The organism is Sphingomonas guangdongensis (assembly GCF_900199185.1).
Classification (GTDB): Bacteria; Pseudomonadota; Alphaproteobacteria; order Sphingomonadales; family Sphingomonadaceae; genus Sphingomonas; species Sphingomonas guangdongensis.
The window spans coordinates 1,312,223-1,326,022 of the sequence record NZ_OBMI01000001.1 but is presented as its reverse complement, the minus strand read 5'-3'; the positions used below and the strand labels follow the sequence as shown (position 1 = coordinate 1,326,022).

General features: G+C 71.3%; 11 protein-coding genes. 5 read left to right on the top strand and 6 right to left on the bottom strand.

What is annotated here, in order from left to right; genetic code table 11:
* Window positions 1–221: 221 nt before the first annotated feature.
* From CRO12_RS06495 to CRO12_RS06480, 4 genes are all read right to left on the bottom strand, one after another.
* The gene (locus CRO12_RS06495; protein ID WP_097063116.1) at window positions 222–3,629 is read right to left on the bottom strand and encodes a chromosome segregation SMC family protein; all 3,408 of its coding nucleotides are present in this window, start codon (window positions 3,627–3,629) and stop codon (window positions 222–224) included.
* Window positions 3,630–3,825: 196 nt separating this feature from the next.
* Window positions 3,826–4,569 (bottom strand): thioredoxin domain-containing protein, encoded by a 744-nt coding sequence (locus CRO12_RS06490; RefSeq protein WP_097063115.1) that lies wholly within the window; start codon window positions 4,567–4,569, stop codon window positions 3,826–3,828.
* Between the two features lie 28 nt (window positions 4,570–4,597).
* Window positions 4,598–5,263 carry a DsbA family protein gene (locus CRO12_RS06485; protein WP_179640885.1) on the bottom strand — a complete coding sequence of 222 codons (666 nt, stop codon included), beginning with the start codon at window positions 5,261–5,263 and terminating at the stop codon, window positions 4,598–4,600.
* A gap of 14 nt (window positions 5,264–5,277) precedes the next feature.
* Window positions 5,278–5,811, bottom strand: a complete 534-nt coding sequence (locus CRO12_RS06480) for a DUF721 domain-containing protein (RefSeq protein WP_097063389.1) — start codon at window positions 5,809–5,811, stop codon at window positions 5,278–5,280.
* Between the two features lie 27 nt (window positions 5,812–5,838).
* Between CRO12_RS06480 and CRO12_RS06475 the strand changes: the two genes are divergently transcribed.
* From CRO12_RS06475 to nudC, 3 genes are read left to right on the top strand one after another with little or no spacing between them, the layout of a single operon-like run.
* A complete protein-coding gene (locus CRO12_RS06475) occupies window positions 5,839–6,879 on the top strand; it encodes an A/G-specific adenine glycosylase (RefSeq protein WP_245858228.1) in 1,041 nt (346 codons plus the stop codon).
* On the top strand, window positions 6,870–8,189 hold the full coding sequence (locus tag CRO12_RS06470; RefSeq protein WP_097063113.1) for a serine hydrolase domain-containing protein: 1,320 nt from the start codon (window positions 6,870–6,872) through the stop codon (window positions 8,187–8,189). Before CRO12_RS06475 ends, CRO12_RS06470 begins: the two co-directional genes overlap by 10 nt.
* Window positions 8,186–9,067 carry an NAD(+) diphosphatase gene (nudC, locus tag CRO12_RS06465; protein WP_097063112.1) on the top strand — a complete coding sequence of 294 codons (882 nt, stop codon included), beginning with the start codon at window positions 8,186–8,188 and terminating at the stop codon, window positions 9,065–9,067. Before CRO12_RS06470 ends, nudC begins: the two co-directional genes overlap by 4 nt.
* A 54-nt stretch (window positions 9,068–9,121) precedes the next feature.
* Here the strand turns inward: nudC and CRO12_RS06460 are convergent, their stop codons facing one another.
* Window positions 9,122–10,012, bottom strand: a complete 891-nt coding sequence (locus tag CRO12_RS06460; protein WP_097063111.1) for a prephenate dehydratase — start codon at window positions 10,010–10,012, stop codon at window positions 9,122–9,124.
* Between the two features lie 90 nt (window positions 10,013–10,102).
* Here CRO12_RS06460 and CRO12_RS06455 point away from each other — a divergent pair, with 90 nt between their 5' ends.
* Entirely contained in the window at window positions 10,103–10,798 is a 696-nt protein-coding gene (locus tag CRO12_RS06455) for a c-type cytochrome (RefSeq protein WP_097063110.1), read from the top strand.
* A gap of 365 nt (window positions 10,799–11,163) precedes the next feature.
* Here CRO12_RS06455 and CRO12_RS06450 read toward each other — a convergent pair whose 3' ends face one another.
* Window positions 11,164–12,495: an MFS transporter gene (locus tag CRO12_RS06450; protein ID WP_097063109.1), complete on the bottom strand. Its 1,332-nt coding sequence runs from the start codon at window positions 12,493–12,495 to the stop codon at window positions 11,164–11,166.
* Window positions 12,496–12,623: 128 nt separating this feature from the next.
* On the opposite strand from CRO12_RS06450, the gene cyoA reads away from it, so the two are divergent.
* Entirely contained in the window at window positions 12,624–13,796 is a 1,173-nt protein-coding gene (gene cyoA, locus CRO12_RS06445; protein WP_097063108.1) for a ubiquinol oxidase subunit II, read from the top strand.
* The last annotated feature ends 4 nt before the right edge of the window (window positions 13,797–13,800 follow it).

Here is a 13,800-nt window from a genome sequence, read left to right as displayed (position 1 = left end):
ACCGCATCATGTGCTGACCTGCGTCTTCACGCAGACCCGGGCACGATCAGCGGCGCGTCTCCCGAACGAACTGAACCGACCCCACTGCTGAACCATGAGACATCGGATCACCTCCTTTCGCTTGTTGAACACGAGCGTACCGTGGCCGGTACAGCTTCTATGTGAATCGGCGAGTCGCACTATTCAAGTCTTGTAATATCGCCGGATCTCGTCAGAATTGATCACTCGGCCGCACGCAGCCGGTCCGCGCCGCCGAGGTCAACCGAGACCAGCCGGCTCACCCCCTGCTCGATCATGGTGACGCCAAACAGTCGGTGCATCCGGCTCATCGTCGCGGCATTGTGGGTGACGATCAGGTAGCGGGTCGCCGTCTCCGCCACCATCCGGTCGAGCAGGTCGCAGAACCGGTCGATATTCGCATCGTCAAGCGGCGCGTCGACCTCGTCCAGCACGCAGATCGGCGCGGGCGCGGTGAGGAACAGTGCAAAGATCAGCGCGACCGCGGTCAGCGCCTGCTCGCCGCCCGACAGCAGGGTCAGCGACTGGAGCCGCTTGCCCGGCGGCTGGGCCATGATCTCCAGCCCCGCCTCCAGCGGATCGTCGCTGTCGACGAGCGCCAAGTGCGCCTGCCCGCCGTTGAACAGCGTCCCGAACAGTCGGCGGAAGTGCTCGTCAACCGCGGCAAACGCGGCCGCCAGCCGCTCGCGCCCCTCGCGGTTCAGAGCCCCGATCGAGCCGCGCAGCCGGTGAACCGCCTGCACCAGCTCGTCGCGGTCGGCTGCCAGGGTGGAGGCGGAAGCCTCCAGCGCGGCCAGTTCCGCCTCGGCGACCAGGTTGACCGGGCCGATTCGCTCGCGGTCCGCCATCAGCCGCTCGTGCCTGGACGATTCCGCCGCGGGTACGCCGACCTCCTCGGCCGCGAAGCCCGCACGCTCAGGCAGCAGCGTTGGCGGGCACTGGAAGCGTTCGCCCGATAGCCGCCCCATCTCGATCCGCCGCGCCTCGCCGGCCTCGGCGCGCGCCACCGCGCCCGCCCGCGCCTCGCGCGCGGTGGCCAGCGCTTCCGCCGTTGCCCGTCCGGTGGCCTCGGCCTGGCGGAGCGTTTGCTCGGCCGCCTGCTCGCCACCGGCGGCCTCGTCCGCCGTCCGGCGAAGCGTGCGCGCCTCCGCCTCCGCCGACTCGATCGTCGCGGCAAGCGCCGCCGGACGCCCGGCTAGCGCGGCCGTCTCCGCCGCCAGCACGGCCTCGCGAGCGTCGAGATCGGTGATCCGACGCGCCGCCTCGCCCGCGCGCGCGCGCCAGCCCTTTGCCTCCGCCGCTGCCCCCGCCGCCCGCTCCCGCGCCGCGGCGAGCGTCCGCTCCAGCGCGAGCCGCTCGGCACGCAGCGTCGCCACCCTGGCTCGGGCCGCGTCCGCCGCGTGCGAGAACTCCGCGACTCGCCTGCCCGTCGCGTCTCCATCGGGCAGCGCCGCGGCGGCGGCGGTCGCCGCCTCCAGCTCCGCCGCAGCCTGGGCCAGCTCGGCATCGATCCGGGCGCGACGGACCGCCAGATCACGGCGCAGCCCGGCGAGCCGCTCGAGCTGTGCCGCCGCGCGATCCTCTGCCCGGAGCGCCTCGCGGACCGCCGTCTCGGCCGCCTGCAGCGCCTGCTCGGCCGCCGCCGCGGCGCGGCGCGCGGCCGTGATCCGCGCGTCGAGGTCGGCGAGCGCCGCATCGGCATCTGCCACCGCCGCGGCGGCCGTCGGCCGGGCCGCCGCGAGCGCCGCCTGCCGGTTGACCCGCTCCAGCCGCTCGGCCGCCGCGGCGCCACTGCCCCGCGCCCGGAAGCCGTCCCAGCGCCGCAGCACGCCGCAGGTGGTTACCAGCCGCTGCCCGGCGGCGAGCGCGACGCCGTCGTCCTGCTCGACCACGAACACCTGCACCAGCCGTCGGCCGAGCACCGCCGGCGCCTGGACATGCGCGGCAAGTGGAATCGTGCCGGCAGGCGGCGGCGGATCGCCTGCATCAATCGCCGCACCCGCCCAGTGGCGATCGGCCATGGAGTCGAGCCCCGCCTCGAGCTCGTCGCCCAGCGCCGCGGCGAGTGCGCGCTCGTAGCCCGGATCGGGGCGCACCCGCTCGAGCAGCCGGTCCTTGCCCGATGGCGCGGTGGAACGGGCGAGCGCTCGCGCCTCGCTGTCGATCGCGGCCAGTTCGGCATGCGCCGCCGCACGCGCCGACTGTGCGCCGTCGCGCGCGCCGCTCGCGCCTGCCTCACCCGAGCGCGCCTGCTCCAGCGCAGCGCGGGCGTCGACGGCCTCGCTTCGCGCCTTATCCGCCGCTGCCGCCGCGGCTTGGCGCGCAGCTTCGAGGGGCGCGGCGTCGCCCGCTGCTGCCTCCTCGCGCGCCAGCGTCGCACGATCAACCGCCAGGCGATCCGCCCGGGCGCGAGCCGCACTCACCGCTGCGGCGGCGACTCGCGCGTCGGCGAGCTCGCCTGCCTGCGCGGTCAGCGCCTGCGCGAGCGCGACCTCCGCATCGCGCGCCGCCGCCTCCGCATTGGCAAGGGTCGCGGCGAGTGCGGGCATTCGCTCGCCCTCGCCCGTGATCTGCGCCTGGAGCGCACCCGCTTCCGCCGCCAGCCGCTGAAGCGCGGCGGCGGCATCCTGCGCCAGCGTCCCCTCGCGCGCACGGTCCTCCGCCACGCGGCGGACCTGCTGGCCGAGCTCGGCCAGCCGCCGCGCCGCCGCCACCGCCTCGCTGCGGAGCGCGGCGACCTGGTGCCCGGCCGCCGACGCCGCCTCGCGAGCGGTGGCCGCAATGCTGCGCGCGTCCGCGAGCGCCGCGGTCGCGCCGTCCTGCGCCGCGATCGCCGCCGCATGCGCCTCCGCGCGGGTCGCGACCGTGGCCTCCGCCGCCTGCGCCTCGACCTGTGCCGCATCGGATGCGGCGGCCGCGTCGCGCCAGCGCGCGAAGATCATCCGCGCTTCCGCCACCTGGATCGCGGCGGAGAGCGTCCGGTAGCGTTCGGCTTGGCGCGCCTGGCGCCTAAGCGCTGCGGCTCGCGCCTCCTGATCGCCGATCAGCGTCGCGATCCGCTCCAAGTTCGCCTCCGTCGCGCGCAGCTTCGCCTCCGCATCGCGGCGGCGGACGTGGAGGCCGGCGATCCCTGCCGCTTCCTCCAGCATCGCCCGGCGCTCGGCCGGCTTGGCGGCGATGATCGCGCCGATCCGCCCCTGGCTGACCAGCGCCGGCGAGTGTGCGCCGGTCGCGGCATCGGCAAAGGCGAGCGCCACGTCCTTCGCCCGCACATCGCGGCCGTTGATGCGGTACGCGGAACCGGCACCCCGCTCGATCCGGCGCACCACCTCCAGTACGTCGTCACCTTCGACGCCGTCGGCCAGAACCGACACCTCGGCGAAGTCCCGCGCCGGCCGCGCCTGGGTGCCGGCAAAGATCACGTCCTCCATGCCGGCACCGCGCAGCGACTTGGCAGAGGTCTCGCCCATGACCCAGCGCAGCGCCTCCAGCAGGTTCGACTTGCCGCAGCCGTTCGGCCCGACCACGCCGGTCAGCCCCGGCTCGATGTGGAGCTCGGCCGGATCGACGAAGCTCTTGAACCCCGTCAGGCGCAGGCGCTTGATGCGCATGGGCGAGTTATGATGAGGAAGGGAGGCGTGGGAGCGGTGTCATGCCCGACTTTAACGCGATCGTTCCCCAGATCTACAACCGTCACCAGGCCCCGAGCCGAGGCCCACTAAGCCGCTCGCTTCGTTTTGGACCTCCGGCCTCAGCGCCTGCCGAGCCGTGAACCCCGGCTCAAGGCCGGGGTGACGGTTGAGTAGATCAGGCCCCGGCCGCCTTCAACGCCGTCTCGACCTGGCGCCAGTTGACCGTGTTCTCCAGCATCTTGCCGTTGAGCAGGAAGGTCGGCGTGCCCGGGATCGGATAGTCGTTGTTAGCCTTCTCGTTCATCTTGGTGAGCGCTTCCGCCGCCTTCGTGTCAGCGAGGCACGCGCGCGCCTGCGCTTCCGGAATGCCGCGCTGCTTGACGAAGTCGAGGTAGCCGGCCGCCTCGGCAAAGCGCTGCGTCTGCTGCGCGGGCGGCAGGCCGCCGAGCTGCTCGTAATAGCTCTGAGGCAGCTTCTGCAGGACGTCCAGCACGCGGTTCTGGTCGGCGTACATCTGGTTCAGCAGCGTGAAGAACGGCCCCGGTCCGCCGCAACCGCCGACCAGCGCCGCCGACAGATCCGCCCCGTTGCGGAGGAAGTCGCGGAACTCGTAGGAAACCTTGCCGGTCGCGACATAGTTGGCCGTGAGCGGCTGATAGCCCTGTTCGTCGAACTCGCGGCAGACATGGCAGGTGCGGCTGCCGAACTCGACCAGCTTGATCGGCGCAGCGGGATTGCCCATCAGCCAACCGCCCTCCGGCGTCCGGGTCACTGTCTCCACCCACGTCGTGCCGGCGGGCGCGGGCACCGCCGCGACCTTCTCGGCGGACGCGCTGACGTTGTTGACACTGGTGGTGTTGCCGCCTTCGCCGCAGGCGGCGAGCGCGAAAAGGGCAACGAGCGCGAGGGTGGAACGCATCGAAACACTAGCTCCTGTCATGATGGGATCAGCGCGCCCCCGCGGCACGCAGCTTGGGCTCCAGCGTCGCCCAGTCATAGCCGTCGACCAGCGTGCCGTTGACCTCGAACCCCGGCGTGCCGGGGATGCGGGCGAACGCCGCCTCCGTCATCTTGAGCAGCTGCGCCACCTGCGCGTCGGTCGCGAGGCACTTGGTAAGCGCCGCCGGCGTCACGCCCGCGCGCGCGCCGATTGCGGACAGGCCGGACTGGTCGGCGATCACGCGGATCTGCTGACGCTGCGGCAGCGACCGTACCTTGGCGAGGTTGGCGCTGGCGTACGCCTCCCCCTTCTTCATCCAGGCGGCCTGATCGGCGAAGATCGCGCGCGACAGGCCGGCGAACCGCGTCGGGCCGCCGCAGCGAGCGACCGACCAGGCGGCGAGGTCGTACGGATCGCGCACGGCGGCGCGGGTCTCGACCTGCACGCTGCCGCCGCGCACCATCTGGTCGACCAGCACCGGCTTCGACTGTTCGACGAAGTGGCCACAGTGCGGACAGGTGAAGCTCAGATACTCGACCAGCTTCACGCCCGCTGCCGGGTTGCCGTGGGTGAACGCACCCGCCGGCGTCGTCGCGGCGGTCAACCGCCAGTCCTTGACCGGAGGCGTCGCGGCGAGGGTCAGGAGCGCGGCGAGAGTGAGAAGGATACGCACGGGCGGGATACTCGTCAGGAGATCTTGCCGATGACCGGAATGTCGCGGACCGCCTCAACACCCGCGGCGAGCGAGGCGAGCACGGCCTTCAGCTCCGGATCGGCGATGGTGCGGAGCGACTCGCCGAGCTCGTGGCTGACCGGGCGGACGGCGGGCGGGGCAGTGCGGCCGGCGCTCCGCTTCACCTCACCTTGGCGGATGACGAGCTTGGCGACCGCGGCGTAGCCGAAGAAGCGGTTCACCCGCTCGACGATCTCGGGCGCGATGTGCTGCATCATCGGCGCGTGCGCACCCGCGACGGTCAGCGTCAGCGTGCCGTTCGCGCGCTCGCCCATCGGAAAGCGGATCGATTCGGGCGCGGATACCCGGGCGTAGCGCTCGCCGACGATCTCCGCCCAGCGCGTCACCACCGACGACTGGACGAAGCCGAAGCGCCGGAACGCCGCGCGGCCCACGTCGGGCAGCAGTTCCGCCACCTGGCGCGCGCGGTTGGCGCGCACCGGCTCGGGCGGCGGAACCTTGCCTGTCGATTTCGGCTGCTTCGGCATCGCGGGCTTCCATGCCATAGCGCGGGCGTGTCCGCCAAGCCGTTCGACATACCCCTGATCGCGCCTCGCCTGCTTGCCTGGTACGATGCGCATGCTCGAGCGCTGCCGTGGCGCGCGCCGCCGGGGGCGAACCGTACCGATCCGTACCGGGTGTGGTTGTCGGAGGTGATGCTCCAGCAGACCACCGTCGCCACCGTCCGCCCGCGGTTCGAGGCGTGGGTGGCGCGGTGGGACAGCGTCGCCGCGCTTGCCGCCGCCGACGAGGCGGAGGTGATGGCGGCCTGGGCGGGTCTCGGTTACTATGCCCGCGCCAGAAACCTCCACGCCTGCGCGCGGGCGATCATCGCGGAGCACGACGGCCGCTTCCCGGAGGAGGAAGCCGCGCTTCGGCGCTTGCCGGGGCTGGGCGACTATACTGCCGCCGCGATCGCCGCGATCGCGTTCGGCAAGCGCGCCGTCGTGATCGATTCGAACATCAAGCGGGTGGCGGCGCGACTCGCCGCACGCCCGACCGGCGAGGTGCGCGACGTCGTCGACGCGATCACGCCCGACGCCCGGGCGGGCGACTTCGCCCAAGCGCTGATGGACCTGGCAAACGCGCTCTGCACCGTGCGGGCGCCGAAATGCCTCGCCTGCCCGCTTCGCGAGAACTGCGCGGGGTTCGCGACCGGCGATCCGGCCGCCTTTCCCGCACGCAAGCCGAAGAAGGAGCGGCCGGTCCGCCACGGCACCCTCTTTTGGCTCCGCCGCGGCGACGACGTGCTGCTGGTTCGCCGCCCTACCAAAGGCCTGCTCGGCGGCATGCGCGCGCTGCCGACAGGACCGTGGAGCGAGGCGCCGCCCGACCTCTCGGACGCGCCTGCCGTCGCCGACTGGCGGATGCTGGATGAGGGCGTGAGCCACGGCTTCACCCACTTCCAGCTCGACCTCAGTCTTGCCTGCGCCACATATCGCGGACAGGAAGCACCGGACGGCGAATGGTGGCCGGTCGCCGATCTGGCGCGGGCCGGGCTGCCGACCGTCTTTGCCAAGGCTGCGGCCGTGTTCGGGAGAGTGGAATGCGCGTGAAACTGGTGACCGCCGCCCTGCTGATGATCGGCAGCACGATGGCGGCGCACGCCTGGGAACCGCAGGCTGCGCCCCAGCCCCGGCCCGCCCTGCCGGGCCCGTCCGCGACCAGTCTCCAGTCGCTGTTCGACAGCTACGTCGCGCAAAAGAAGATGCCGGGCATCGTCGCCGCGATCGGCCGCGGCGATGCCGAGCCGGTGATCACCACCGCCGGCCGTATCGCCGCCGAACCTACCGCAGCCGCCGCCAACGCCGACAGCTTGTGGCGGATCTATTCGATGACCAAGCCGATCACTGCCATGGCGGCGATGGCGCTGATCGAGGACGGCAAGCTCCGGCTCGACCAGCCGGTCAGCGACTTCATTCCGGCGTTCCGGACGATGCGGGTCGCCGTGAACCCGGAGGCATCGCTGGAGAGCGTGCCCGCGGTTCGCCCGATCACGATCCGAAACTTGCTGACCCACACCAGCGGGCTCAGCTACAACATCATCGCCAAGGGTGCGCTGCTGAAGGAGTACGAGCGTCTGGGGCTCATCCCCGCCGCGGTCAGCGCCGCGACCGAGCCGCAGATCCGCGCCGCCCGCCCGGCCACCCTCGCCGCCTTTGCAGAGCGCGCGGCCCAGGCACCGCTGATCGCACAGCCCGGGACGGCGTGGAACTATTCGATCAGCCTCGACGTGCTCGGCCGCGTGATCGAGGTCGCCTCGGGCATGCCGTTCGACCGTTTCGTGCAGACGCGGCTCCTAGACCCGCTCGGCATGCGATCGACCTACTGGACCGTGCCGGGGAGCGAGGTGAAGCGCTTCGCGACCAACTACGCCTTTGTCGGCGACGCGATGGTGCCGCTTGACCCGGCAGCCGGTTCGGCGTGGCTCACGCCGCCGAGCTTCTTCTATGGCGGCGCGGGACTCGTGTCGTCGGCGCGCGACTATGACCGCTTCCTGCGCATGTTGCTGAACGGCGGGACGCTCGCCGGGCGCCGGGTTCTGAAGGCGGAGACGGTGCGGCTTGCCATGTCGAACCTGCTGCCGGCCGGCGTCAGCTTCGGCGGTGTCGGCGCGGGGACCGGCGGCGATCGGAACGCCGTGCCGATGGGCTACGGCGCGGGCGGCTCCGTCTACCTGGCCGACGCGCCGGGCGGGGCGAGCAAGGGTACCTACGGCTGGGGCGGCGCGGCGGGCACGATCGCCTGGGTCGATCCGGTGCGGCGTATCCGCGGAACGGTGATGGTGAACTATTTTCCGGGCGAGAAGTGGCCGGTTCGCGCCGACGTCGTCCGCGCGCTCTACGCCGACGCTCGCTCGCGGTGATCGCGACCGGCTTCACCGGCAGCTGGCTCGACCGCGCCGACGCGGTGCGGCACGACGACGCGGCGCTCGCGGCGCTCGGCGCTGATCCGGGGGCGCGGCTGCTGGTGCTGGACGCGGGCGATCCGCAGGTCGGCGCCGACGGACGGCTCGCCTGGCAGCCCGTCGCGGAGTTGGGCGAACTGCTGTTCCTCGGCCTGCACGACGGCGTGCCCCACTTCGCGCCGCTCCTGGCGGCACACGGTACTGGTGCGGCACGCTCGCCCGCGCTCTTCGCGCTCCTCGACCGGCTCGCGCCCGGCGACGCCGCCGTGTTCGGGACGGCGCGCGCGCTGCTCTCCTGGCACACGCGACACCGTTTCTGCGCCAATTGTGGGGGCGTGACCGCGCCGATCCGCGGCGGCTGGGCACGGCGCTGCGCCGTGTGCGGGACCGAGCATTTCCCCCGCACCGACCCGGTCGTCATCATGGTGGTCGAGCACGACGGGCGCGCGCTGCTCGGGCGGCAGACAGCGTGGCCGCCGCGCCGCTACTCGGCGCTGGCGGGCTTCGTGGAGCCGGGCGAGTCGGTGGAGGAGGCGGTCGCGCGCGAGGTGCAGGAGGAGGCCGGCGTCCGCGTCCGCGACGTTCGCTACCTCGCCAGCCAGCCCTGGCCGTTCCCCGGCCAGCTGATGATCGGCGCGGTCGCGCAGGCCGACGATCCGACGCTCACCGTCGACACCCGCGAGCTGGAGGACGCGATCTGGGTCACCCGCGCCGAGCTGGCGGCGGCGCTCCGCGGCGACGCCGACGCCCGCTTCCTCCCGCCGCCCGCCTACGCGATCGCGCGGACGCTGCTGGAGGCGTGGGTCACCGACGCTCCCGCGCAGGCGGGAGCCTAGAGCCCGGAACGCCGCACTTCGCGGCCCTGGGCTCCCGCCTGCGCGGGAGCACGGTTACCCCCGCTCCATTGCCTGCCGGTACGTCCCCAGCAGCCGCACCCACTTGCTGTGAAAGCCCAGCTCCTCCAGCGCGCGGTCGGTGGCGGGATCGCCCGGCCGCCCGACGATGTCGGCGTAGAACTCGGTTGCGGCAAAGCTCGCGCCGCGCTGGTAGCTTTCCAGCTTGGTCATGTTGACCCCGTTGGTCGCGAACCCGCCCAGCGCCTTGTAGAGCGCGGCGGGTACGTTGCGTACCTCGAAGATCAGCGTGGTCATGAACGGACCGTCACCGCTCACCGGCTGGCTGCCGCGCGCCAGCGTCACGAAGCGGGTGACGTTGTGGGCGGCATCCGACACGTCCTCCTCCAAGAGGTCGAGCCCGTACAGCGCGGCCGCGGCAGGCGGCGCCAGCGCCGCGATCGCGGGGTCGCGCGCCTCTGCGACCATCGCCGCCGCCCCTGCCGTATCGGGATAGGCGACCGCGGCAATCCCCTGCGCACGCAGCCAGTGGCGGCACTGCCCGAGCGCCTGAGGATGGCTCATCACCTCGCGCACCTCCTCCTTCGGCCCGCAGGCGAGGAGCGCGTGGCGGATCGGCAGGAAGTGCTCGCCGGTGATCACCAGCCCCGATTCCGGCAGCAGGAAGTGGATATCGGCGACCCGGCCGTGAAGCGAGTTCTCGATCGGGATGATCGCACAGTCGGCGGCACCGGTCTGCACCGCCTCGATCGCGTCGGCGAAGTCGAAACAGGGCAGCGGCAGCCCGTCCGGGAACGCCTGTTCCGCCGCGACATGGCTGTTGGCGCCGGGCGCGCCCTGAAACGCGACCGCGCGCTCTGGCGCGGCGTCGGCGGCCTCCGTCATGCGCTGAACAATCGGGCGGGCGGGGGCGGCGAAGTTTTCCATCGGGGTTCGCCGCCTAATCGGCGTGCTTGCGATGGGCAATGCAGCACCTTATGGAACCCCGACTTTCTATCCTTCGAACAGCGGACACCCATGGACAATCGGAGCAACACCATCGCGGGCTGGGTGCTGGCAGGCTGCGTCGCGGCGCTGGGCCTGACAATCGCGAGCAGCATGGCGTTCAAGTCCGAGCGGCCGGAAAAGATGGGCTATCCGATCGAGGGCGTCGAGGAAGCGGGGGCCGGCGGCGGCGCCGCGGAGGAGCCGATCGCGGTGCGCCTGGCCGCGGCCGATGTCGCCAAGGGGCAGGCGAGCTTCGCCAAATGCGCGGCGTGCCACTCGATCAACGCGGGCGGCGCGAACGGCGTCGGTCCCAACCTCCACGGCGTGGTCGGCGAGCCGATCGGCAAGGGCCACGGCGGCTACGCCTTTTCCGCGGCGCTGTCGGGCAAGGGCGGCAACTGGACCTTTGACCAGCTCGATGCGTGGCTGAAGAGCCCGCGCAAGTTCGCTGACGGCACCAAGATGACCTTTGCCGGCCTCGGCAACGCGCAGGAGCGCGCGAACGTAATCGCGTACCTGAACAGCGAGGGCTCGAACCTGCCGCTGCCGGCCGCTCCGGCACCAGGCGCGGCCCCGGCTGCGGCTGGCGACGCCGCGGCCAACAAGGAGGGCACGGCCGTGCTCGGCAACACCGCCGATGTCCAGAACGCCGCCACGCCGGCGTCCGGCGCCCCCTCTATCGATCCCGCCGCCAAGAGCCGCGCGCCGAGCGAAGCGCCGAAGTAAGGCGACCGGGTTCGAGCTGGGCGGCACTTCACCGCCGCTGCGAAGCGACGCTACCGACACCTCACCCCGGCGATGTCCTGAGTTCGATCGCTCCTCACTCACGACCGTCACCCAACTGGCCCCCGGCTTTGCCGGGGTGGTAACGTACGAGTTGCGCGATGCTCCCGCACAGGCGGGAGGCCGGAGCCAAATAGCATGTCACTCGCGACCGTGAGCTTCCGCCGCCGCGGGGCGATGCCGCGCACACGTCACCCCGGCGAAGGCAGGGGTTCAATAGCGGTGTTGTTCGTCGCGGAGCGCTCCGTCTCGCCAACATCAGCGGCCCGCGATGCCGACCAGACCCGAACGACGGGTCGGAGTGCGCCTCACCCCTTCGCGCGGCCGAGCTCCTTGTTGATGCCAAGCGCCGCGAGCGTGCAGATCACGCCGGAGGCGAGGTACACGCCGACCGACCACAACCCGAACCGGCTCGCGAGCCCCAGCGCCACGAGCGGCGCGAACCCCGCGCCGATCAGCCACGCCATGTTCGCCACCGTCGCCGCGCCCGTGTAGCGGCGCTGGGGCGAGAAATTGCCGTTCACCACGCCCGAAGACTGTCCAAAGGCAAGGCCGAGCAGCACGAAGCCGCTCATCATGTATACCGTTTCGCCGAGCGGTCCGGCATCGAGCAGTTGCGGTGCGAAGCCGCTGTACACGCCGATCAGCACCGCCGACACGCCCAGCACCGCGCGCCGTCCGACCCGGTCGGCGATGAGGCCGGAGGCAAGCATGGCGGCGACGCACACCCCCGCCCCTATCATCTCGATGATGAGGAAACGCTCCGGCGCCTCCCCGCTCTTCAGCGTCACCCAGGAAAGCGGGAACACCGTTACGAGATGGAACAGCGCGAAGCTGGCGAGCGGCGCGAAAGACCCGAGCGCGATGGTGCGCCCCTCCGTGCGAACCGTCTCCCAGAACGGTGCGGGCTGCAATTCGCGGCTCTCGAACAAGCGGGTGAACTCTGGCGTAGCGACCAGTCGCAGCCGTGCGAACAGCGCGACCACGTTGATGGCAAAGGCGACAAAGAAGGGATAGCGCCAGCCCCAGCTGAGAAAGTCCGCCTGCGACAGCGTTGATAGGAAGAAGGCGAATAGCCCGCCTGCAACGATCAGGCCGAGTGGGGCGCCAAGCTGCGGTATCATCGCGTACCAGCCGCGGCGATCCTCCGGCACGTTGAGCGAGAGCAGCGAAGGCAACCCGTCCCACGTTCCACCGAGCGCGACACCCTGGCCGATCCGGAACAGCGCCAGCAGCCATACCGCCAGCATCCCGACCTGGCCGTAGCCGGGCAGGAAGGCGAGCGCCATGGTGGAGCCGCCGAGCAGGAACAGCGCGATCGTGAGCTTGACCCCACGGCCGTAGTTGCGGTCGACCTCGATGAAGATCGCCGATCCGAGCGGGCGGACGATGAAGGCGAGCGAGAAGACGGCGAACGAGAACAGCGTTCCCGTCACAGCGTCGACGAACGGAAAGACCAGCGCCGGGAACACCAGCACCGACGCGATCGCGTAGACGAAGAAGTCGAAGAATTCGGATGTCCGCCCGACAATGACCCCGATCGCGATCTCGCCCGGTGCGATCTTGTGGTCGCGCGCGTTGACCAGCCGCGCGTCGCGCTCGAGGGGCGTCGAACTCGACGCGGCGATCGGTGCAGTCATGGCGCTTCGCTCCACAGGCCAGTCCGGGTACAATCCCACCCAACGCCTGTGCACCAGAATCAGGGTGGTGCGGGATAGGACAAAATGTCCAATGTCGGCGACGGCGGGACTCGGACTAGGCGGACAACATGCGCGATCACCCTACCCTTGTCAGTTTCCGTCGCCTAGCCGCCCCGGCCGCGCTGCTGCTCGGTGCGGGGCTGCTCGCCGGGTGCAGCGGCGCGGTGCTCGATCCCGCGGGCGACGTCGCGCGGCAGCAGCGCGACATCATCTACATCTCGACCGCACTCATGCTGGTCATCATCGTGCCGGTGATGGCGCTGACCGCGATGTTCGCGTGGCGCTATCGCCGCAGCAACCAGGACGCGACCTACGATCCCGACTTCGATCATTCGACCGGGCTGGAGCTGGTGATCTGGTCGGCGCCGCTCCTGATCGTCATCGCGCTCGGCGCGCTCACCTGGTGGAGCACGCACCTGCTCGATCCCTACCGCCCGCTCGGCCGGGTGTCGGCGGAGAAGCCGATCGATCCCAAGGCTCGCCCGCTCGTCGTCCAGGTCGTCGCGCTCGACTGGAAGTGGCTGTTCATCTACCCCGAGCAGGGCGTTGCCAGCGTCAACGAGCTGGCGCTGCCGGTCGACCGGCAGGTCCGCTTCGACCTCACTTCTACCAACATGATGAACACCTTCTACGCGCCGACGCTTGCGGGGATGATCTACGTCATGCCGGGAATGCGCAGCACCATGCACGCGGTGCTGAACCGGCCGGGCAGCTACAAGGGCTATTCGGCGAACTACAGCGGGGCGGGCTTCTCGGGCATGCGCTTCCGCCTGCAGGGTGTCGATCAGGCCGGGTTCGACGGCTGGGTGGCCAAGGTGAAGTCGGCGCCGCGCGTGCTCGACTCCGGCACCTTCCTGAAGCTGGAGCAGCCGAGCGAGAAGGTGCCTGTCACCTATTTCGGCCGGGTTGCGCCCGCGCTGTTCGACCGCGCCTATCAGCGCTGCGTGAAGCCGGGCACGACCTGCATGGGAGAAGTGATGCTGCGCGACCAGCAGGCGGGTGGCGGTGGCGGCGGCGATCCGCGGCTCGGCACCGGCATGCCCGCCGGGCGTACTTCCGTGCCTCCGCCCGGGCAGAAGCCGGAGGGCGGCCTGTTCAAGGACGATGCCGGCCCGACCGGCACCCACAACACCGTGCCCAAGAAGAAGCCGTCGGGCAGCACCGCGCCTTCCGATTCCAACAACCGCGACATGTCCTTCCTTCCGTCCCGCCCCGCGGCGCCCGTCCGCGCGGCCGTCTGACGCT